This is a genomic window from Stutzerimonas marianensis (genome assembly GCF_022810315.1).
GTDB classification, from domain to species: Bacteria; Pseudomonadota; Gammaproteobacteria; order Pseudomonadales; family Pseudomonadaceae; genus Stutzerimonas; species Stutzerimonas marianensis.
In genome coordinates, this window is the sequence record NZ_JALGRD010000004.1 from 65,662 (window position 1) to 84,325 (window position 18,664).

Below are 18,664 nucleotides of genomic sequence, written 5' to 3' on the forward strand. Positions count from 1 at the left end.
CACGGGTTAAGTGCAGTTTTTTGTAGCCTTGAAGCAGTCGGATCTTTCACTTGAAAGCGGGGGCAAGCATGGGCAAAGGGCAAATGGCCGGTATTGACGCTGATCAATGCGCGCAATCCGGTGAAAATCCGTTCGTCCGGGTCGATCGACCGGAGGGAGAGGCACTCGCGACGCTGATCCTCGCGCACGGTGCCGGCGCGCCGATGGACAGTCCGTTCATGCAGGACATGGCAGCACGTCTTGTGGCTCGGGGCATCGCGGTGGTGCGGTTCGAGTTCGCCTACATGGCCGAACGCCGGGCGACTGGGCGCAAGCGGCCGCCGAATCCGCAGGCGCAACTGCTCGAGCGGTGGCGCGAGGTGTATACCAACGTGCGACAGCAGACCGCAGGGCGGTTGGCCATCGGCGGCAAGTCGATGGGCGGGCGGATGGCGAGCCTACTGGCCGATGAGCTCGCTGCCGATGCGCTGATCTGCCTGGGCTACCCGTTTTACGCAGCAGGCAAGCCGGAAAAGCCGAGGGTCGCGCACCTGGCCGCCATTCAGACGCCGACCTTGATCATCCAGGGCGAGCGCGACGCTCTGGGTGATCGCGACAGCGTCGCCGCCTACGACCTCGCACCGGCGATCAGGCTCGAATGGCTGGCCGCTGCGGACCACGACCTCAAGCCGCTGAAACGCTCAGGACTGACGCACCAGCAGCATCTGGACGCTGCGGCCGATGCGATTGCGGCGTTCCTTGCTGAGGTCAACGGTTGAAGCGTTCCACCAACGCGTATTGGGTGTGCGCCGTGGCCGTCAGTTCCTCGGACAACAGCGCCGAGCTCTCGGCATCGCCTGCGGTCTGGTCGGCGAGCCGGGCGATGTTGCCCACGTTCTGGCTGATTTCCTCGGCGACGGCGCTTTGCTGCTCGGTTGCCGAGGCGATCTGCGTGCTCATGTCGATGATGCGCGCGACCGCTTCGCCAATACCGCAGAGTGCCCGGTCCGCATCAACGACCCGCTCGACGCCGGCACTGGCATGCCTGCGGCCCGCTTCGGTGGTTTCGACCGCTTGCCGCGCCTGCTGCTGCAACGTCTCGATGAGCTGGTGGATCTGCCCGGTGGCGTCGGCGGTCCGCTGCGCCAACTGACGCACCTCGTCAGCGACGACCGCGAAACCACGGCCGCTCTCACCGGCGCGTGCGGCTTCGATCGCGGCGTTCAGCGCCAGCAGGTTGGTCTGGTCGGCGATGCTCTTGATCACGTCCACGACGGTGCCGATCGCGTTGCTGTTCTGCGCCAGCGCGGACACGGCGTTGCCGGTTTCGGTCACGGCCTCGGCCAGCTGTTCGATCGCCTTGCGCGTGTCCGAACTGATCTGCCGCCCTTGGGTGGCAAGCTGGTTGGCCTGCTCGGTGGCGTCGGCCGCAAGCGCGACGTTGCCGGCGACTTCCTGGGTGGTGGCCGCCATCTGGGTGATGGCCGCGGCAACCTGCTCGGTCTCGTGATGTTGACGTGACAGGCCGTCCGAGCAGCTATGCGCCAGCGAGTCTGCGCGCTTGGCCTGTTGCTGCAGCTGGACGGCGCTGTCCTGCAGGCGCGTCAGGCACGTTTTCAACCGGGCGTGTTCGCTGAGCATGGCCATTTCCAGGCGAGCCTCGACCCCTTGGCTGTCGGTGTACATCTGGGCGATCAACGGATCGCTCGTCGATTGCTCGGCCAGCTTCAGCAGGCGGTTCATGCCGCGCATCTGCCAGTGCCGGCCGGCCAGGCCGAGCGGCACCGAGAGCAGAGCCGCCAGCGCGAACCCCCAGGCGTGATCGAACCAGGCGCCGATCATGAAGCCAATCTGGCTGATGACAATGAACGGCAGCCAGTTCACCGCCACCGGCAACCACTTGTCACGCTGGGGTACGCCGCTCTTGCCGGCATTGAGGCGCGCGTAGAGCGCTTCGGCACGCTGAACCTGCTCACGGGTCGGTTTGGTACGAACCGACTCGTAGCCCACCACGTTCCGCTGGCTATCCAGCACGGGCGTGACGTACGCATTGACCCAGTAGTGATCGCCGTCGATGCGGCGGTTCTTGACGATGCCCATCCAGGGCCTGCCGCTCTTGAGCGTGGCCCACATGTGGCCGAACACGGCGGGTGGCACGTCCGGGTGACGGATCAGGTTGTGTGGCGCGCCGATCAGATCGTTGCGGTCGTAACCGCTGACCTCGACGAAGCTGTCGTTGCAGTAGGTGATCTTGCCGGTCAGGTCGGTGGTGGAGATCAATCGCTGTTGGTCGGGAAACGCGTATTCGCGCTGGGTGACGGGCTGGTTGTTTCGCATAAGGACGCCTGGCAGTCGAAGTGGCAACGCCACCGGTAGGGTCGATCAGCCGTCTGGGCGGCTGTATCGAGGGATGATGTCTATTTGACGTCATTCCTCTGACCGTTCTGATACGCACCGTAACGGCTGGGTCAGGCGAGACTTAAGGCTTTTGTTGTGACAGCTGGTCGTAAAAAGGCCGTGGCAGACGGGCTGCCACGGGCCAAACACTCGCTAACGGCGGTGGGATGCTCAGCTCGCGATGAGTTGCCGCAGCACGAAGTGGAGAATCCCGCCCGCCTTGAAGTACTCGACCTCGTTCAGCGTGTCGATGCGGCACAGCACCTGGAAGCTGTCCTGCGAGCCGTCGGAGCGCTCCACGTCGACCGTCAGCAACTGGCGCGGCTTGATGTCGGCGCTCATACCGCGGATCGACAGCCGCTCCGTTCCAGTCAGGCCGAGCGACTGGCGTGTCTGGTCGCCCACGAACTGCAGCGCCAGTACGCCCATGCCGATCAGGTTGGAGCGGTGGATGCGTTCGAAGCTTTCGGCGATGACCGCTTTGACGCCCAGCAGATTGGTGCCCTTGGCTGCCCAGTCGCGGCTCGAGCCGGTGCCGTATTCCTTGCCGGCGATCACCACCAGCGGCACACCTTCGCTCTGGTAGCGCATCGCTGCGTCGTAGATGGGCATACGCTCACCGCTGGGCTGGTGAAGCGTGTCGCCGCCTTCTTCGCCGCCGAGCATCTCGTTCTTGATGCGGATGTTGGCAAAGGTGCCGCGCATCATGACTTCATGGTTGCCACGGCGGGACCCATAGGAATTGAAATCCTCGGGTTGGACGCCCAGCTGCTGCAGGTAGACACCCGCCGGCGAACTCGCCTTGATGTTGCCGGCCGGGGAGATGTGGTCGGTGGTGATGGAGTCGCCGAACAGAGCCAGGATGCGGGCATTCTCCACGTCCCTTGGCGCCTGCAGCGGCTGCCCGATGTCCTTGAAGTAGGGCGGATTCTGCACGTAACTGGAGTTGCCGTCCCATTTGTAGGTGTCGCCCGGCGTCACGTTGATCGCCTGCCATTTTTCCTCGCCGGTGAACACATCGGCATAGCGCTTGCGGAACATCTCGCCGTCGACCAGCGAGACGGCCTGGTCCACTTCCTGGCTGCTGGGCCAGATGTCGCGAAGGTAGACGGGCTTGCCATCGTTGTCGGTGCCCAGTGGCTCGGTGGAAAGGTCGATACGCGTGGTTCCGGCCAGCGCAAAGGCGACGACCAGCGGTGGCGATGCCAGCCAGTTGGCCTTGACCAGCGGATGCACCCGACCTTCGAAGTTGCGATTGCCTGACAGCACGGACGACACGATCAGGTCGTTGTCGGTGATCGCCTGGCCCACCGGGTCCGGTAGCGGGCCGGAGTTGCCGATGCAGGTCGAGCAGCCATAGCCGGTCAGGTAGAAGCCCAACTCATTCAGGTAATCGGTTAGCCCGGCCTTTTTCAGGTAGTCGGTGACCACTTTCGAGCCGGGCGAGAGGGAAGTCTTGACCCACGGCTTGCGGGCGAGCCCACGCTCCACGGCCTTTTTCGCCACCAGGCCAGCAGCCATGAGCACGTTCGGGTTCGAGGTGTTGGTGCAGGAGGTGATTGCAGCGATGACGACTGAGCCATGCTTGAGTTCGAACGGCTCGCCGGCGACGGGGAAACCTTTTTCCGCTTCGTTCTTCCGGCCACTGGTTTCCAGAAGCAGATCGAAGTTGCGGCCGATGTCGGTCAGCGCGACGCGGTCCTGTGGGCGCTTGGGGCCGGCGAGCGAGGGCACGACATCGCCGAGGTCCAGCTCCAGCGTGTCGGTGAAGATCGGCTCGGGCGAGTTGCTGTCGCGCCACAGACCCTGCGCCTTGTAGTAGGCCTCGACCAGGGCGATCCGATCCGGGTCGCGTCCGGACAGACGCAGGTAGTCCAGGGTGACCTCGTCGACCGGGAAGAAGCCGCAGGTCGCTCCGTATTCCGGCGCCATGTTGCCGATGGTGGCGCGATCGGCGAGCGGCAGGCTGTCCAGGCCGGGACCGAAGAATTCGACGAACTTGCCGACCACACCATGCTTGCGCAGCATCTGTGTGACGGTCAGCACCAGGTCGGTCGCCGTGACGCCTTCGTTGAGCTTGCCTTTGAGGCGGAAACCGACGACTTCCGGAATCAGCATGGACACCGGTTGCCCGAGCATCGCGGCTTCCGCCTCGATGCCGCCCACGCCCCAGCCGAGCACACCCAGGCCATTGATCATGGTGGTGTGCGAGTCAGTGCCGACCAGGGTGTCGGGGTAGACGAAGGTCTCGCCGTTTTCCTCGCGGGTCCACGCGACCTGGGCGAGGTATTCCAGGTTCACCTGGTGGCAGATGCCGGTGCCCGGCGGCACGACCTGAAAGTTGTCGAACGCCTGCTGGCCCCAGCGCAGGAACTCGTAGCGTTCGCCATTGCGCTGAAACTCGATGTCGACGTTCTGCTCATAGGCGTGCTCGTTGCCGAAGCGGTCAACCATGACCGAGTGATCGATCACTAGATCGACGGGCGACAGCGGGTTGATTCGCTGCGGATCACCGCCGGCGCGCGAGACGGCGTCGCGCATGGCCGCCAGGTCGACGACCGCCGGCACGCCGGTGAAGTCCTGCATCAACACGCGTGCCGGGCGGTACTGGATTTCCTGCTCGGAGGTGCGCGTCTTGAGCCAGACCGCGAGCGAGGTGAAGTCATCGGCTCGCACCGTGACGTCGTCCTCCCAGCGCAGGAGGTTTTCCAGCAGGACCTTGAGCGACGCTGGCAGACGGCTGATATCGCCGAGCTGCTTGGCCGCTTCCGGCAGGCTGAAGTAGTGATAGGTCTTGCCGTTCACATCGAGGCTGCGACGGCATTTCAGGCTATCCAGGGATGGCATTCGTCTCTCCTTGTGCCCGCACGGCCGGGCTGAATGAGTCGGGAGCGTATTGTTGAACCTAGCCCCTGGGGATCGAGTCCGCCAGGTGCCGGCCGCCAATCGGATGGCGAGATGTCGAGGTCGCGATGCGTCTGGGCCGGCGATGCGAGGGCTGACCGGCGAGGCGCAGCGGATTCCAGCAACTGTTTAACTGGACCGGAGCAGTAAGCCTGGGGTTCCCCGCTCGGCTATCATGTGCGGCTTTTGTCGCATGCGCCCTGAGCCGCCCACCGCAGGAACCCCTGATGAATACACTCTTGCTGCACTGCCGCCCGGGATTCGAGAACGAGGTGTGCGCCGAAATCAGCGACCAGGCTTCGCGCCTCGGCGTGGCGGGCTACGCCAAGGCCAGGCCGGACAGCGCCTACGCCGAATTCGTCTGCCAGGAGGCGGAAGACGCCGAACGCCTGATGCACGGCACGCGTTTCGCCCGGCTGATCTTTCCGCGGCAATGGGCGCGTGGCGAATGGCTCGTGCTACCGGAGCGTGATCGTATCGGCGTGCTGATCGAGCATCTCGGCTCGCGCATGACCTTCGGCAGCCTGTGGCTGGAAGTTTTCGACACCAACGAGGGCAAGGAGCTGTCGACCTTCTGCCGCAAGTTCGAAGCACCGCTGCGCAAGGCATTGGGGCAGGAGGGCCGGCTTGTTGCGCCGGAAACCGGGCGGCGATTGCTGCTGACCTTCAAGAGCAGTCGCGAGGTGTTCGTCGGAGTTGCCGAAGCGGACAACAGTGCCATGTGGCCGATGGGCATTCCTCGGTTGAAGTTTCCGCGCCAGGCACCCAGTCGTTCCACCCTGAAACTGGAGGAGGCCTGGCACCACTTCATCCCGCGAGACCAATGGGACCAACGCCTCGCTGCCGGCATGACTGCGGTGGATCTGGGCGCCTCGCCGGGTGGGTGGACGTGGCAGCTGGTCAATCGTGACATCGAGGTCATGGCCGTCGACAACGGGCCCATGAATGCCGATCTGCTCGATTCCGGGCTGGTGGGGCATTACCGTGCGGACGGCTTCAGCTTCCGTCCCAAACGTCCGGTGGACTGGATGGTCTGCGACATCGTGGAGAAACCGGCAAAAAACGCCGCCTTGCTCGAAACCTGGATCGGCGAAGGGCTGTGCCGCGAGGCGGTGGTCAATCTCAAACTGCCGATGAAGCAGCGCTATGCCGAAGTCAAGCGCCTGCTGGAACGCATCGCCGACGGGCTTGCCGAACGTGGAGTCAAGGCGAGCATCGGCTGCAAGCAGCTCTACCACGACCGCGAGGAAGTGACCTGCCACCTGCGTCGCCTTTGAACATGCAAGATGACCCGGACGCGCGTCTGCGCGACAATCCCGCTCTCGAATTCTGGAGCCTGCAATGCCTGAAACAGCCGAAATGCCCGCCGACGCGGTGCTCGATGCCACCGGTCTGAACTGCCCGGAGCCAGTCATGATGCTGCACAACAAGGTGCGCGCTTTGGCGGGCGGCGAGTTGCTCAAGGTGATCGCCACGGACCCCTCGACCCAGCGCGACATCCCCAAATTCTGCGTTTTCCTTGGCCACGAACTGGTCGATCAGCAGGCTGACGAAGGCACTTACCTGTACTGGATCCGCAAGAAGGTCGAGTGACCCGCCGCGTCAGACGCAGGGCGGCAGGAATGCCAGCTGCAGTCCCACGAACACCGTCGCCAGTGCCGCGATGAAGTGAATGCCCGACGCAACCTTGGTGACGAAGACCTGTCGCTCGTTCAGGTCATGCGGCGGGCGCGACAGTTTCCACGAACGGCGGCCGAGAAACAGCAACAGGGCCACCACGATCAGGGTGAACAACCCGAAGCTGGCGTTCAGCCAGTTGAAGATGCCTTGCTCGGGCGGCGGCGGGGCGAACTCGCATACCACTGCATGCGAGCCGTACATGGCCGCGAACCAGAGACTCCAGATCGTCAGCCCGAACGGAATCTGGACCGGATGAAAGACCGAGGTGCGGTTGTACTTCATCAGGCGCCTCCCCAGGCCGACGGGAACAGGACGATGGCGGCATAGGCGGCCCAGACCACACCCAGGTTGTAGTACCAGAGTTGCTCCACCACCACGACTTCATAGGGTGCCTTGTCGCCAACGTAGCCATACATCACGCGCAGCGCCTGGAGCACCGTCAAAATGGTGGCCAGCCCGCAATGAATCAGGCTGTAGGCGAGGATCACGAAGATCACGGCGTCGTGTGCCGTTTCGGTAATCTGCAAGCCGGCTGACAGCAGTACCCAGAGCAGCATGCCCCACTGCAGCAGGCCGATCGCCGCGATCGCGCCCAGGTTCAGCATCAGGCGCCCGGCGTTGCCTCGCCGCAATCGCCCGGGCACCAGGCGCATCCAAAGCGTGCCGCCGGTCAGTACGACCGCACTTGCCAGCATCAGCCAGCCGTTCAGGTTCGAATGCTCCGGGACTTGCCATTCCGGCGAGACGGTCCACAGATAGAACCAGCCGAAGAGCAGCGACAGATACATGGTGCCGTTTGCCAGCAGCGTCACGCCCATGCCCCAGAGGCCCGGACCATCGAAGGTGCGCGAATGCAGCGGTGGCTCGTCCGGCTGCGTACGCGCGTCCGGGGCGGCGGCGGGGTGCGCGCCGTTTTCCCAGGACCAGCGGAACAGCACGACCAGCGTCGCTACGGTCGCCAGCAACGCGAGCCAGTAGAACTTGGTGAGCAGGCTCAGGCAGAGCACGGCGAGAAACACCGAGGCGATGAAGGGCAGCCAGCTATTGCCAGGCAGGTGAATCACCTCGCGCACCTCGCCGGACAGTGGGTCCGAGCCCCAGGTTTCGCGGCGCCCATGGTCGATGGTCTTCAGCGCATGCTCGGCTCGGGCGATGCTGTGCGGCAGGTCCGGATCCTTCCAGAGCGGGTGCCGGTCGGTGACGTCCGGCAGGCTGACGAAGTTGTACGGGCTCGGCGGTAGGCTGGTCGCCCATTCCAGCGTATCGGCATTCCATGGGTTGGTCTTGGCCGGCTGACCGAAGCGGAAATGCAGGATGATATCGAGCAGGATGGTGCCGATCCCGATGGCCATGATGAAGCTGCCGATCGACGAGATCAGGTTGGGGATGTCCCATCCGAGCCCCGTGTCGTACGTATAGACGCGCCGCGGCATGCCGATCAGGCCGGTCCAGTGCATGATCAGAAAGGTCGTGTTGAACCCGATGAACACCAGCCAGAAGCCCCAGCGGCCGAGGCGCACCGAGGGCATCCGCCCGGAGAAGTGCGGCAGCCAGTAGTACAGGCCGGCCATCAGCGGGAAGAACATCCCCCCGACCAGCACGTAGTGCATGTGCGCGACCACGAAGTGGGTGTCGTGCACCTGCCAGTCGAAGGGCACCAGCGCCACCATCACGCCGGTGAGCCCGCCGCAGACGAAGACGATCAGGAAGCCCACCAGCCACAACATAGGCACGTGGTAGACCGGTTTGCCTAACCAGAGCGTGGCGATCCAGGCGAATATCTGTACCCCCGTCGGGATGGCCACCAGCATGCTTGCCGCCGAGAAGAAGCCCAGCGCGAGCGCCGGAATGCCGACGGTGAACATGTGGTGCACCCAGAGCCCGAAGCTGAGGAAACCCGTGGTCAGCACGCCGAGCACCACCCAGCGGTAGCCCACCAGGGGCCGCTGGCAGAACACCGGTAGCAGCGTCGAGACGATGCCGGCGCCAGGCAGGAAGATGATGTACACCTCCGGGTGGCCGAACAGCCAGAACAGGTGCTGCCAGAGCACCGGGTCGCCACCACGGGCGGTATCGAAGAAGGGCAAGCCGCCGGCGCGTTCCAGTTCCAGCAGGATGCTGCCGAGGATCAGCGGCGGGAAACCGAACACGATCATCAACGCCATCACCAGGATGTACCAGGCGTACAAAGGCATCTTGTGCAGCGCCATGCCGTTGGTGCGGGTGCGCAGGATCGAGACGACCAATTCGACGCCGGCGCTGACGGCGGAAATTTCGACGAAGGTGATGCCCAGCAACCAGAAGTCCGAGTTCACGCCCGGCATGTGCGACGAGCTGGACAGTGGCGTGTACATGAACCAGCCAGCCTTCGGCGCAACACCCAAAAACACGCTGGACAGCAGGATGATGCCGCCGAACAGGTAGCAGAAGTAACCGAGGGACGAGAGCCGCGGGAAGATCAGGTCGCGCGCGCCGATCATCTTGGGGATGAGGTAAACCGCCAGGCCCTCCATCATGGGCACGGCGAACAGGAACATCATCACCGAGCCGTGCATCGTGAAGACCTGGTTGTAGACCTCGGGCTCCATCAGCACATAGCCGGGCAGGGCGAGCTGGGTGCGGATCAGCATGGCCATCAGGCCGCCGATGAGAAAGAACACCCCGCCGGTGATTAGAAAACGCAGGCCGATGCTGGTGTGATTGACGATGGTCAGGGCGCGCCAGCCGCGCGGGTTGCCCCAGACGTCATTGAATTGGTCGTGCAGCTGATCGGGATCGGTGCAGGGGGCGTTGTCCCTGGTGGAAGGATTCATGGAGCGAGCGTCTCCAGCCAGTCGGCCATCTGGTCGAGTGTTTGCGGGGGGATGTCGTCATGCGAGGGCATGGCGTTGCCGAACTTGAGGTCCTTGTGTTCCCTCAGCCAGCGGCGCAGGCCCTCGCTGTCGTTGTCGATCACCCCAGCGCCCAGGCTGGGGCGGGTCGCCAGGTCGGTCAGGTCCGGTGCCCGGCCGCCTTCGCTGAGCCCGGCGACGCGATGGCATTGGCCGCAGCGGTCATCGAATACCTGTCCGGCTTCACCCGGTGCGCCCGCGGTGAAACGCAGGTTCTCGCGTGCGGCGATCCAGCCGTCGAAGTCAGCCTGTTCCATGGCCTCGACATGAAGCTTCATGTGGGTGTGCTGCAGGCCGCAGAACTCCGAGCACTGCCCATGGAAAACCCCGGTATGCCCGGCCTGGATGCGGATCACGTTGGTACGCCCCGGCAGCATGTCCATCTTGCCGCCGAGCCGGGGTATCCAGAACGAATGAATGACATCGGCGCTGGACACCTGCACGTCCACCAGGCGGCCAGCGGGGATGATCAACTGGTTGGCGGTGGTCACGCCGCTGTCGGGGTAATGCACCTCCCACCACCATTGGTGACCGGTCACTTCGACCTTGAGCGGCTGCTCGCCTTCGACAGGCAGAGGCATCATGCTGCGCCCGGTCGGGATGCCGAAGATGAGGAGGACGATGATGCTCAGGCTTGGCAGGACGATACCGCCGCCGATCACCCAGCGACGGTTGATCCGTATCGCGTCCTCGTCGCTGGTCTTGCGTGGCTTGCGAGCGAGCGCGTAGATCCAGATCGCGCTGACCGCGACCAGCACCAGCGTGGCAAACGCGAACATGCCCCACCAGACGTTGGCGACCTGCTGTGCCATCGGGCTGGCCGGGTTCAGCGCAGACAACGGGCCGCCACAACCGGCGAGAAAAGGAACTGCCAGCGCCAGTGTGGTCCATTTCTGAAGGCCGCCGGCTCGTTTGGCGCGGTGGCGTACCTTCCCTGTCCACTGCAGGAGAGCCGAATGGCCCGTTACCGAGACTCCATCCACAGCCGTGCCGCCATCGCCGGACACCCGCTCCACCCGATGCTGATTCACTTCCCCGTCGCCGCACTGACCGGCCTGTTGCCTGTGGACATCGCGCATATCTGGACGCTGGATGAGTTCTGGTGGCGAGCCGGCCTCTGGTTGGCGGGCGTCGGTGCGTTGGGCGGCTGGATTGCCAGCATTTTCGGGCTTATCGATCTGGTAACCGTCCGCGAGATCCGCCAGAAGATCACGGCCTGGTGCCACGCCATTCTGGCCGTGATGATGCTGTCCCTGGCCTCGCTCAACTGGTTGCTGCGGTTCCAGAACGACCCGCAGAGCATGCAGTTCTGGGGGCTCTACCTTTCGGCGATCACAGCTGCGCTGATTTCCCTGGCGGCGTATTTGGGCGGCCGGCTGGTCTACGAGCACGCCGTGGGGGTCGATCTGGACAAGGTCTGACCGGCACGGGGCGAGGGGCGGCTGTCGTTCTTTCATGGGCGGCATCGCGTCCTTGGTCTCGGTCTACTAGAAGGGTTTGGCCAGTACCAGCCAGAGCGTCGCGGTGATGAACGTGGCGGCCACCACGCCAAGGAGGCGGCAACGAATGCTCACGCTCTGCTCGGGCGCACGCTCGACATGGAGCACCAGGACCCCGCACAGCGCATGACACAGCACCATGCCGGCCACGGTGCTGAGCTTGACGATCAGCCATCCCGCGACGATGCCGTCCTTCAGAAACAGCGCCGTACCCGAGCCGATTGCAATAAGTGCGGCGGGCGTTCCGACGAGGTTGAACACCATGCGCGTCAGGTGGGCATGGTCTCGGTAGAAGAGGGGGTCACTGCGCCGGGTGCCGGCAGCGATCAGCGCCGGCAGGTACAGCAATGTGCCGCACCAGCACAGCAGCGCCGCGAAGTGCAGCAGTTTGAGCAAGGGCATTCATGTCTCCATCCCGCCCGTGGCAAGTCAGAGGTTGTGACACCCCGCTATCGGCGCGGTTCGGAGCAAATGGCGTAGCGCTGGCCTGGCGGCGCAGCGCCACGCGACAGGGGCGTCAGGCCTGGGGGTCGCGGTCGGCTTGCCTGAACAGCTGGCTGCCGCAGCGGCTGCAGAACGCAGCGTTCGGCTCGTGAGTGAGCTTTTCACAGGTCGGGCAGCGATGCTGCAGGCTGTCGGCGCGCATCGCCGTGGCGAGCTCGGCCGTGAAAATGCCGGTGGGGACCGCGATGATCGAATAGCCGGTGATCATCACGAGCGTCGCCACGGCCTTGCCGAGCGGCGTGACCGGGACGATATCCCCGAAGCCCACGGTGGTGATCGTCACCACCGCCCAGTAGATGCTCATCGGGATGCTGGTAAAGCCGTTCGCCGGCCCTTCGATCACGTACATCAGCGTCCCGTACACCAGCACCATGGTGGTAACGCTGAGCAGGAACACGATGATTTTCTGCTTGCTGCCGCGCAGCGCGACGAGCAGAAAGTTGGCCTGGCTGAGGTACTGGGTCAGCTTGAGCACCCGGAAGACCCGTAGCATGCGGATGGCTCGCACCACGAGCAGGTACTCCGCATCCGGCAGCAGCAGCGCAATGAAGGCGGGTACCACCGACAGCAGATCGATCGCCCCGTAGAAACTGAACACGTATTTGCGCGGCTCCGGGTGGCAATAGATGCGCACCAGGTATTCGACGAGAAAGATGCCTGTGAACAGCCATTCCAGGCCGTCGAGCAACAGACCGTAGCGCTCGCTGTAATGGGCGATGCTGTCGAACATCACCACCACCAGGCTGGCGAAGATGACGACGAGCAGCCAGGTGTCGAAGCGTCGGCCGGCCGGGGTGTTGGTGAAGAAGATGATGACGTAGAGGCGCTCTCGCCAATTCATGGATTGGAGGGCGTCGTTGTCCATGTGCAGCTCCCGGTCAAATGTGCGCAGTATCCCCGAGATCGCCGGGTGCGCAAATGGATGGTGTGCCATTGGCGCCGCGAGGTTGTCGAATCTATCGGATGCAGGGCAGGCGTCGATGCGCTTGCCTTCGATCAACCCTCCAGTCCGCAAGTTTTGCCACCCTGCGCTTTCAGGAATAGTCTTAGCCATGCGCATCAAGCCGTTGGAGAGCGACATGCCAGATTCGAAGTTGGTCGACCCGTTCGGCCGACGCATCACTTACTTGCGACTGTCGGTGACCGATCGCTGCGACTTCCGTTGCACCTATTGCATGAGCGAGGACATGGTCTTCGCCCCGCGTGCGCAGATCCTGACATTGGAAGAACTCTATGCTGTCGCCGACGCCTTTATCAGCCTGGGCGTCAAGCGAATCCGGGTGACGGGGGGCGAACCATTGGTGCGCAAGGGCCTGACCGGTTTGCTGGCTCAGCTGGGCGCGCGCGCGGAGCTCGAGGATCTGTCGATCACTACCAACGGATCGCAGCTGTCCATCCTCGCGGCCGATCTGAAGGCGGCGGGTGTCACCCGGTTGAACGTCAGCCTGGATTCGCTGCGGGCGGAACGGTTCGCCGAACTGACCCGCCGCGACAAGCTCGCGCAAGTGCTCGAGGGTATCGAGACGGCGCGGCGTGCCGGCTTCCGGCGCATCAAGCTCAACAGCGTGATCCAGAAGGGGCGCAACGATGACGAGGTGCTGGACCTGGTCCGCTTCGCCGTCGAGCACGGCCTGGACATCAGCTTTATCGAGGAAATGCCGCTAGGGCAGGTCTCGAGCCATGAGCGCGAAATCACCTTCTGCTCGAGCGACGAGGTGCGCGAGCGCATCGAGGCCGGCTACACGCTGGTGCGCAGCAGTCACACCACAGGCGGGCCGTCGCGTTACTGGCAGGTCGCGGGCAGCGAGACCCAGGTCGGCTTCATTTCTCCACACAGCAATAACTTCTGCGGCAGTTGCAACCGGGTGCGGGTCACCGCTGAAGGCAAGCTGGTGCTGTGCCTGGGGCATGACGGCGCGCTGGACCTCAAGAGCCTGATGCGCCGCTACCCGGGGGACAGCGACCGCCTTCGTCAGGCACTGGTCGACGCCTTGCAGCTCAAGCCTGAAAAACACGAGTTCCGCACCGACGAGCAGGTGCAGGTCGTCCGCTTCATGAGCGTCACTGGCGGCTGAGGGAGCGCTACCGCGGGGGCGATCCGCTCGCTGACCGGTGCTGCTCGCTGCAATCCGTCTTTCGGTCCTTGACAACCTGTGCGCCAGCGCTGCTGGCGATACACAGGCACATGCTAGACTTCGCGGCTTTCGCTCAATTGCCACGACGCGCTCCGATTCCATGCAGCCACAGGCGTCCATCCGATTCCAGCCCGCGAGCCGATAGCCAGGAAGGCCCCCATGCGTCTGAAAAGCATCAAACTCGCCGGTTTCAAATCCTTCGTCGATCCGACCACGGTCAGCTTTCCGAGCAACATGGCGGCGGTCGTCGGTCCCAACGGCTGTGGGAAGTCCAACATCATCGACGCCGTGCGTTGGGTCATGGGCGAGAGCTCCGCAAAGAACCTGCGTGGCGAGTCGATGACCGACGTCATCTTCAACGGCTCGAATACGCGCAAGCCGGTCACTCAGGCGAGCATCGAACTCATCTTCGATAATTCCGACGGCACCTTAACCGGGGAATATGCGGCCTTTGCCGAGATTTCGATCAGGCGCCGCGTGACCCGTGATGCGCAGAACACCTATTTCCTCAATGGCGTGAAATGCCGCCGGCGCGACATCACGGACATTTTCCTCGGCACCGGGCTGGGCCCGCGCAGCTACTCGATCATCGAACAGGGCATGATCTCCCGGCTCATCGAGGCGCGCCCGGAGGATCTGCGCAATTTCATCGAAGAGGCGGCCGGGATATCCAAGTACAAGGAACGTCGCCGCGAAACCGAGAACCGCATCCGCCGCACCCACGAGAACCTCGAGCGCCTGACCGACCTGCGCGAAGAGCTCGAGCGCCAGTTGGAGCGCTTGCATCGACAGGCGCAGTCCGCCGAAAAATATCAGGAGTACAAGTCCGAAGAGCGACAACTCAAGGCACAGCTATCTGCGTTGCGCTGGCAGGCATTGAACGCTCAGGTCGGCCAGCGCGAGCAGGTGATCGGTGATCAGGAGGTGGGCTTCGAGGCCCTGGTCGCCGAGCAACGGAACGCCGACGCCAGCATCGAACGGCTGCGCGACGGACATCATGAGTTGTCCGAGCGTTTCAACCTCGTGCAGGGGCGCTTCTACTCCGTAGGCGGCGACGTCGCGAGGATCGAGCAAAGCATCCAGCACGGTCAGCAGCGCCTTCGCCAACTGCAGGACGACCTGCGCGAAGCGGAGCAGGCGCGCCTGGAAACCGAATCCCATCTCGGCCATGACCGCACCTTGCTCGCAACGCTCGCCGAAGAGCTGGCGATGCTGGAGCCCGAACAGGAACTGGCCAGCGCCGCTGCGGAAGAGACCGCCATTCAGCTGGAAGATGCCGAGACGGGCATGCAGCGCTGGCAGGAACAATGGGAACGGTTCAACCAGCAGAGCGCGGAGCCGCGGCAGGCAGCGGAAATCCAGCAGGCCCGAATCCAGCAGCTCGAGCAAAGCCTCGAACGGTTGGCGGAGCGACAGCGCCGGCTTGACGACGAACGCGCCGCACTGGGTTCGGACCCGGAGGACGCTGCGATCGCCGAGCTGGGTGAGCAGTTGGCCACCGGCGAGTTGAGACTCGAAACCCTGAGCGAGGCTCAGCAGCAAACCGAAGACAAGCTCGACGAAATACGTGAGCACTTGCAACTGGCCGGCCAATCCCAGCAGCAGGCTCAGGGCGAACTGCAGCGCCTCAATGGTCGTATCGCCTCGCTGGAAGCCTTGCAGCAGGCGGCGATGGACCCTGGCAAAGGCGTATCCGACTGGTTGCGAGAGTGCGCGCTGGACACGCATCCGCGCCTGGCCGACAGCCTGCGTGTCGAGCCGGGCTGGGAGCTGGCCGTTGAAACGGTTCTGGGCGCGGATCTGCAGGCGGTTCAGCTCGAGGCCTTCGATGATCTCGATTTGGCGGGTTTCGACCAAGGCGAACTACGCCTGGTCAGCCCTGCAAGCGGTGGACGCCGCATGGCTGGCAGTCTGCTGGACAAGGTCGAGTCGGCGGTCGATCTGTCGCCGTGGCTCGGTCTCGTTCGGCCGGTGGAGGATCTGACCCAGGCGCTGGCCGCGCGCCCGGCACTGGCAGAAGGCGAGAGCCTGATCAGCCGCGACGGCTACTGGGTCGGCCGGCATTTTCTCCGCGTGCGTCGTGCCCGAGAGGCGGAGTCCGGATTGCTCGCACGCGGCCAGGAACTCGAGCGGCTATTGGCGGAGCGTGAGGAACGCGAGCAAGACCTTGATCTGGCGGAGGCGGAGCTCGATCGCTTACGTCAGGCGCAACGTGAGCACGAGGAAGTCCGCGAACGGCAGCGTCGCGAGCATCAGGATGAGTCGCGGCAGTTGGGGGAGATAAAGGCGCAGCTGTCGGCAAGCACGGTGCGTCTCGAGCAGCTCAGCCTCCGGCGGCAGCGGTTGGAAGCCGAGCTTGGTGAACTGGCTGAGCAGCGTGAGGTGGAAACCGAGCAGTTGGGCGAGTCACGCCTGCGTTTGCAGGATGCGCTCGACGCGATGGCGCAGGACACCGAGCAGCGTGAGCGGCTATTGGCCAACCGCGACGAAATCCGTGAATCACTCGATCGCGTCCGCCAGGAAGCTCGGCAGCAGAAGGATCGCGCCCATCAGTTGGCCGTCAGGGTGGGCTCTATCAAGGCCCAGCACGACTCCACGCGGCAGGCGCTCGAGCGCCTGCAGCAGCAATTCGAGCGTGCCGTCGAGCGCCGGGAACAGCTGAGCCTCAACCTGGAGGAGGGCGACGCCCCCCTCGAGGAGCTGCGCATGAAGCTTGAGGAGCTTCTGGACCGACGATTAGCGGTGGAGGAAGAGCTCAAACAGGCGAGGCTGGCCCTGGAAGACGCGGACCGGGACTTGCGCGACGCCGAGCGGCGCCGCAGCCAGGCTGAGCAACAGGCACAACTGCTTCGCGGTCAGCTCGAGCAGCAACGCATGGAGTGGCAGGCGCTGACGGTGCGGCGCAAGGCGCTTCAGGAACAGTTGCAGCAGGACGGCTTCGACCTGCATGGTGTGCTGGCAACCCTGCCGGAACACGCGAGCGAGACGGAGTGGGAAGCCGAACTGGAGCGACTCGCTGCACGCATCCAGCGCCTCGGGCCGATCAACCTGGCCGCCATTGACGAATATCAGCAGCAGTCGGAGCGCAAACGCTACCTCGATGCCCAGAACGAGGATCTGGTCGAAGCGCTCGACACGCTCGAGAACGTGATCCGCAAGATCGACAAGGAAACCCGCAATCGTTTCAAGGAAACCTTCGACCAGATCAATGCTGGCCTACAGGCTTTGTTTCCAAAGGTTTTCGGCGGCGGCAACGCTTATCTGGAACTTACCGGGGAAGATTTACTCGATACCGGGGTGGCGATCATGGCTCGGCCGCCCGGTAAGAAGAACAGCACCATTCATCTTCTTTCCGGTGGCGAGAAGGCCCTGACTGCCCTGGCGCTGGTGTTTGCGATCTTCCAGCTCAACCCGGCGCCGTTCTGCATGCTCGACGAGGTGGATGCTCCTTTGGACGACGCCAACGTTGGGCGTTACGCGCGGCTGGTCAAGGAAATGTCGGAAAAGGTGCAGTTCATCTATATCACGCATAACAAAATCGCGATGGAAATGGCGGACCAGCTCATGGGGGTCACCATGCATGAGCCGGGATGCTCGCGCCTCGTCGCGGTAGACGTGGAGGAGGCCGTCGCCCTCGCAGAGGCGTGAACAGGTCGTTATCGCGGCGCCACGCGGGCGCCGGTTGCCCCATAAAAGAGCGGGGGCGGGCGGTGCACATCGACCGTTCGTCGTGCTAGCTTAGGGCACAATTTTTTACGATGCGCAGTAGAGCCTTTTCAGCGGTTCGAAAACTGCGTCTTTATCATCGATTTCAGGGGTTTGAGCATTAATGGATATCGGTCTGCGCGAGTGGCTGATCCTCATCGGCATCATCGTTATCGCCGGCATTCTGTTCGACGGTTGGCGGCGGATGCGCGGCAGCAAGGGCAAGTTGAAATTCAAACTGGATCGCAACATCGCCAGCAGCTTTCCGGACGATGACACCAGTAACGAGCTGCTCGGTCCGCCTCGGGTCGTCAGTCGCAATAACGAGCCTTCTCTCGACGAGACCGACCTGCCATCGATGACCGCGCGGGAACCCGCACCCGGGCGAGAGTCTTCCAAGCGTCGTGCTGCCGAGCCTCGGCAAGGCGATCTGCATTTTTCCGACGAGCCTGTGCCGACGCTGCTGGATCCGGTAATGGACGAACAGGATGAATCGGAACCACAAGCGCCTGCCGACCAATCGCCGGTCGAAGAAGTTCTGGTGATCAACGTGATCTCACGCGATCCAGCTGGCTTCCGCGGGCCGGCATTGCTGCAGAACATCCTGGAGAGCGGGCTACGATTCGGCGAAATGGATATCTTCCACCGCCACGAAAGCATGGCCGGGAATGGCGAGGTGCTGTTCTCCATGGCCAACGCGGTCAAGCCCGGGACCTTCGACCTGGACGACATCGACCACTTCACGACGCCTGCGGTCAGTTTTTTCCTTGGCTTGCCGGGCCCGCGCCATCCGAAGCAGGCATTCGACGTCATGGTCGCGGCGGCGCGCAAGCTTTCTTCCGAGCTCAACGGCGAATTGAAGGACGATCAGCGCAGTGTTCTGACGGCCCAGACCATCGAGCACTACCGCCAGCGTATCGTCGAGTACGAACGCCGGCAGATGACGCTCAAGCGTTGAGGAGCACTCCGC

General features: G+C 63.7%; 14 protein-coding genes. 7 read left to right on the forward strand and 7 right to left on the reverse strand.

The window, feature by feature from the left end; all coding sequences use genetic code 11:
- Nucleotides 1-68 precede the first annotated feature (68 nt).
- A complete protein-coding gene (locus MST27_RS08085) occupies nt 69-758 on the forward strand; it encodes an alpha/beta family hydrolase (protein ID WP_243605458.1) in 690 nt (229 codons plus the stop codon).
- Here MST27_RS08085 and MST27_RS08090 read toward each other — a convergent pair.
- Together MST27_RS08090 and acnA are read right to left on the reverse strand one after the other, a co-directional pair.
- Nucleotides 748-2,316 (reverse strand): methyl-accepting chemotaxis protein, encoded by a 1,569-nt coding sequence (locus MST27_RS08090; RefSeq protein WP_243605459.1) that lies wholly within the window; start codon nt 2,314-2,316, stop codon nt 748-750. The two genes, MST27_RS08085 and MST27_RS08090, sit on opposite strands and share 11 nt — an antisense overlap.
- A 231-nt stretch (nt 2,317-2,547) precedes the next feature.
- Nucleotides 2,548-5,223 (reverse strand): aconitate hydratase AcnA, encoded by a 2,676-nt coding sequence (acnA, locus tag MST27_RS08095; protein ID WP_243605460.1) that lies wholly within the window; start codon nt 5,221-5,223, stop codon nt 2,548-2,550.
- Between the two features lie 284 nt (nt 5,224-5,507).
- On the opposite strand from acnA, the gene rlmM reads away from it, so the two are divergent.
- Both rlmM and tusA read left to right on the forward strand, forming a co-directional pair.
- A complete protein-coding gene (rlmM, locus tag MST27_RS08100; protein ID WP_243605461.1) occupies nt 5,508-6,557 on the forward strand; it encodes a 23S rRNA (cytidine(2498)-2'-O)-methyltransferase RlmM in 1,050 nt (349 codons plus the stop codon).
- A 64-nt stretch (nt 6,558-6,621) separates the two neighbouring features.
- Entirely contained in the window at nt 6,622-6,873 is a 252-nt protein-coding gene (gene tusA, locus MST27_RS08105) for a sulfurtransferase TusA (RefSeq protein ID WP_243605462.1), read from the forward strand.
- A 9-nt stretch (nt 6,874-6,882) separates the two neighbouring features.
- Here the strand turns inward: tusA and MST27_RS08110 are convergent, their stop codons facing one another.
- The 3 genes from MST27_RS08110 to coxB are packed head-to-tail and all read right to left on the reverse strand — an operon-like array spanning nt 6,883 to nt 10,663.
- Entirely contained in the window at nt 6,883-7,242 is a 360-nt protein-coding gene (locus MST27_RS08110; protein ID WP_243605463.1) for a hypothetical protein, read from the reverse strand.
- Nucleotides 7,242-9,773: a cytochrome c oxidase subunit I gene (gene ctaD / locus MST27_RS08115; RefSeq protein ID WP_243605464.1), complete on the reverse strand. Its 2,532-nt coding sequence runs from the start codon at nt 9,771-9,773 to the stop codon at nt 7,242-7,244. The genes MST27_RS08110 and ctaD overlap by 1 nt, the downstream gene beginning before the upstream one ends.
- Nucleotides 9,770-10,663, reverse strand: a complete 894-nt coding sequence (coxB, locus tag MST27_RS08120; protein WP_243605745.1) for a cytochrome c oxidase subunit II — start codon at nt 10,661-10,663, stop codon at nt 9,770-9,772. Before coxB ends, ctaD begins: the two co-directional genes overlap by 4 nt.
- 144 nt (nt 10,664-10,807) lie before the next feature.
- Between coxB and MST27_RS08125 the strand changes: the two genes are divergently transcribed.
- Entirely contained in the window at nt 10,808-11,272 is a 465-nt protein-coding gene (locus tag MST27_RS08125) for a DUF2231 domain-containing protein (protein ID WP_243605465.1), read from the forward strand.
- 66 nt (nt 11,273-11,338) lie between these two features.
- On the opposite strand, the gene MST27_RS08130 is transcribed toward MST27_RS08125, so the two are convergent.
- Both MST27_RS08130 and MST27_RS08135 read right to left on the reverse strand, forming a co-directional pair.
- Nucleotides 11,339-11,752 carry a CopD family protein gene (locus MST27_RS08130; RefSeq protein WP_243605466.1) on the reverse strand — a complete coding sequence of 138 codons (414 nt, stop codon included), beginning with the start codon at nt 11,750-11,752 and terminating at the stop codon, nt 11,339-11,341.
- 115 nt (nt 11,753-11,867) lie between these two features.
- The gene (locus tag MST27_RS08135) at nt 11,868-12,719 is read right to left on the reverse strand and encodes an ion transporter (RefSeq protein WP_243605467.1); all 852 of its coding nucleotides are present in this window, start codon (nt 12,717-12,719) and stop codon (nt 11,868-11,870) included.
- A 214-nt stretch (nt 12,720-12,933) separates the two neighbouring features.
- Here MST27_RS08135 and moaA point away from each other — a divergent pair, with 214 nt between their 5' ends.
- The 3 genes from moaA to zipA all read left to right on the forward strand — a co-directional run bounded on the left by moaA (nt 12,934) and on the right by zipA (nt 18,652).
- The gene (gene moaA, locus MST27_RS08140; protein WP_243605468.1) at nt 12,934-13,929 is read left to right on the forward strand and encodes a GTP 3',8-cyclase MoaA; all 996 of its coding nucleotides are present in this window, start codon (nt 12,934-12,936) and stop codon (nt 13,927-13,929) included.
- Between the two features lie 219 nt (nt 13,930-14,148).
- A complete protein-coding gene (smc, locus tag MST27_RS08145; protein WP_243605469.1) occupies nt 14,149-17,637 on the forward strand; it encodes a chromosome segregation protein SMC in 3,489 nt (1,162 codons plus the stop codon).
- Nucleotides 17,638-17,818: 181 nt separating this feature from the next.
- Entirely contained in the window at nt 17,819-18,652 is an 834-nt protein-coding gene (zipA, locus tag MST27_RS08150) for a cell division protein ZipA (protein ID WP_243605470.1), read from the forward strand.
- Nucleotides 18,653-18,664: the final 12 nt, after the last annotated feature.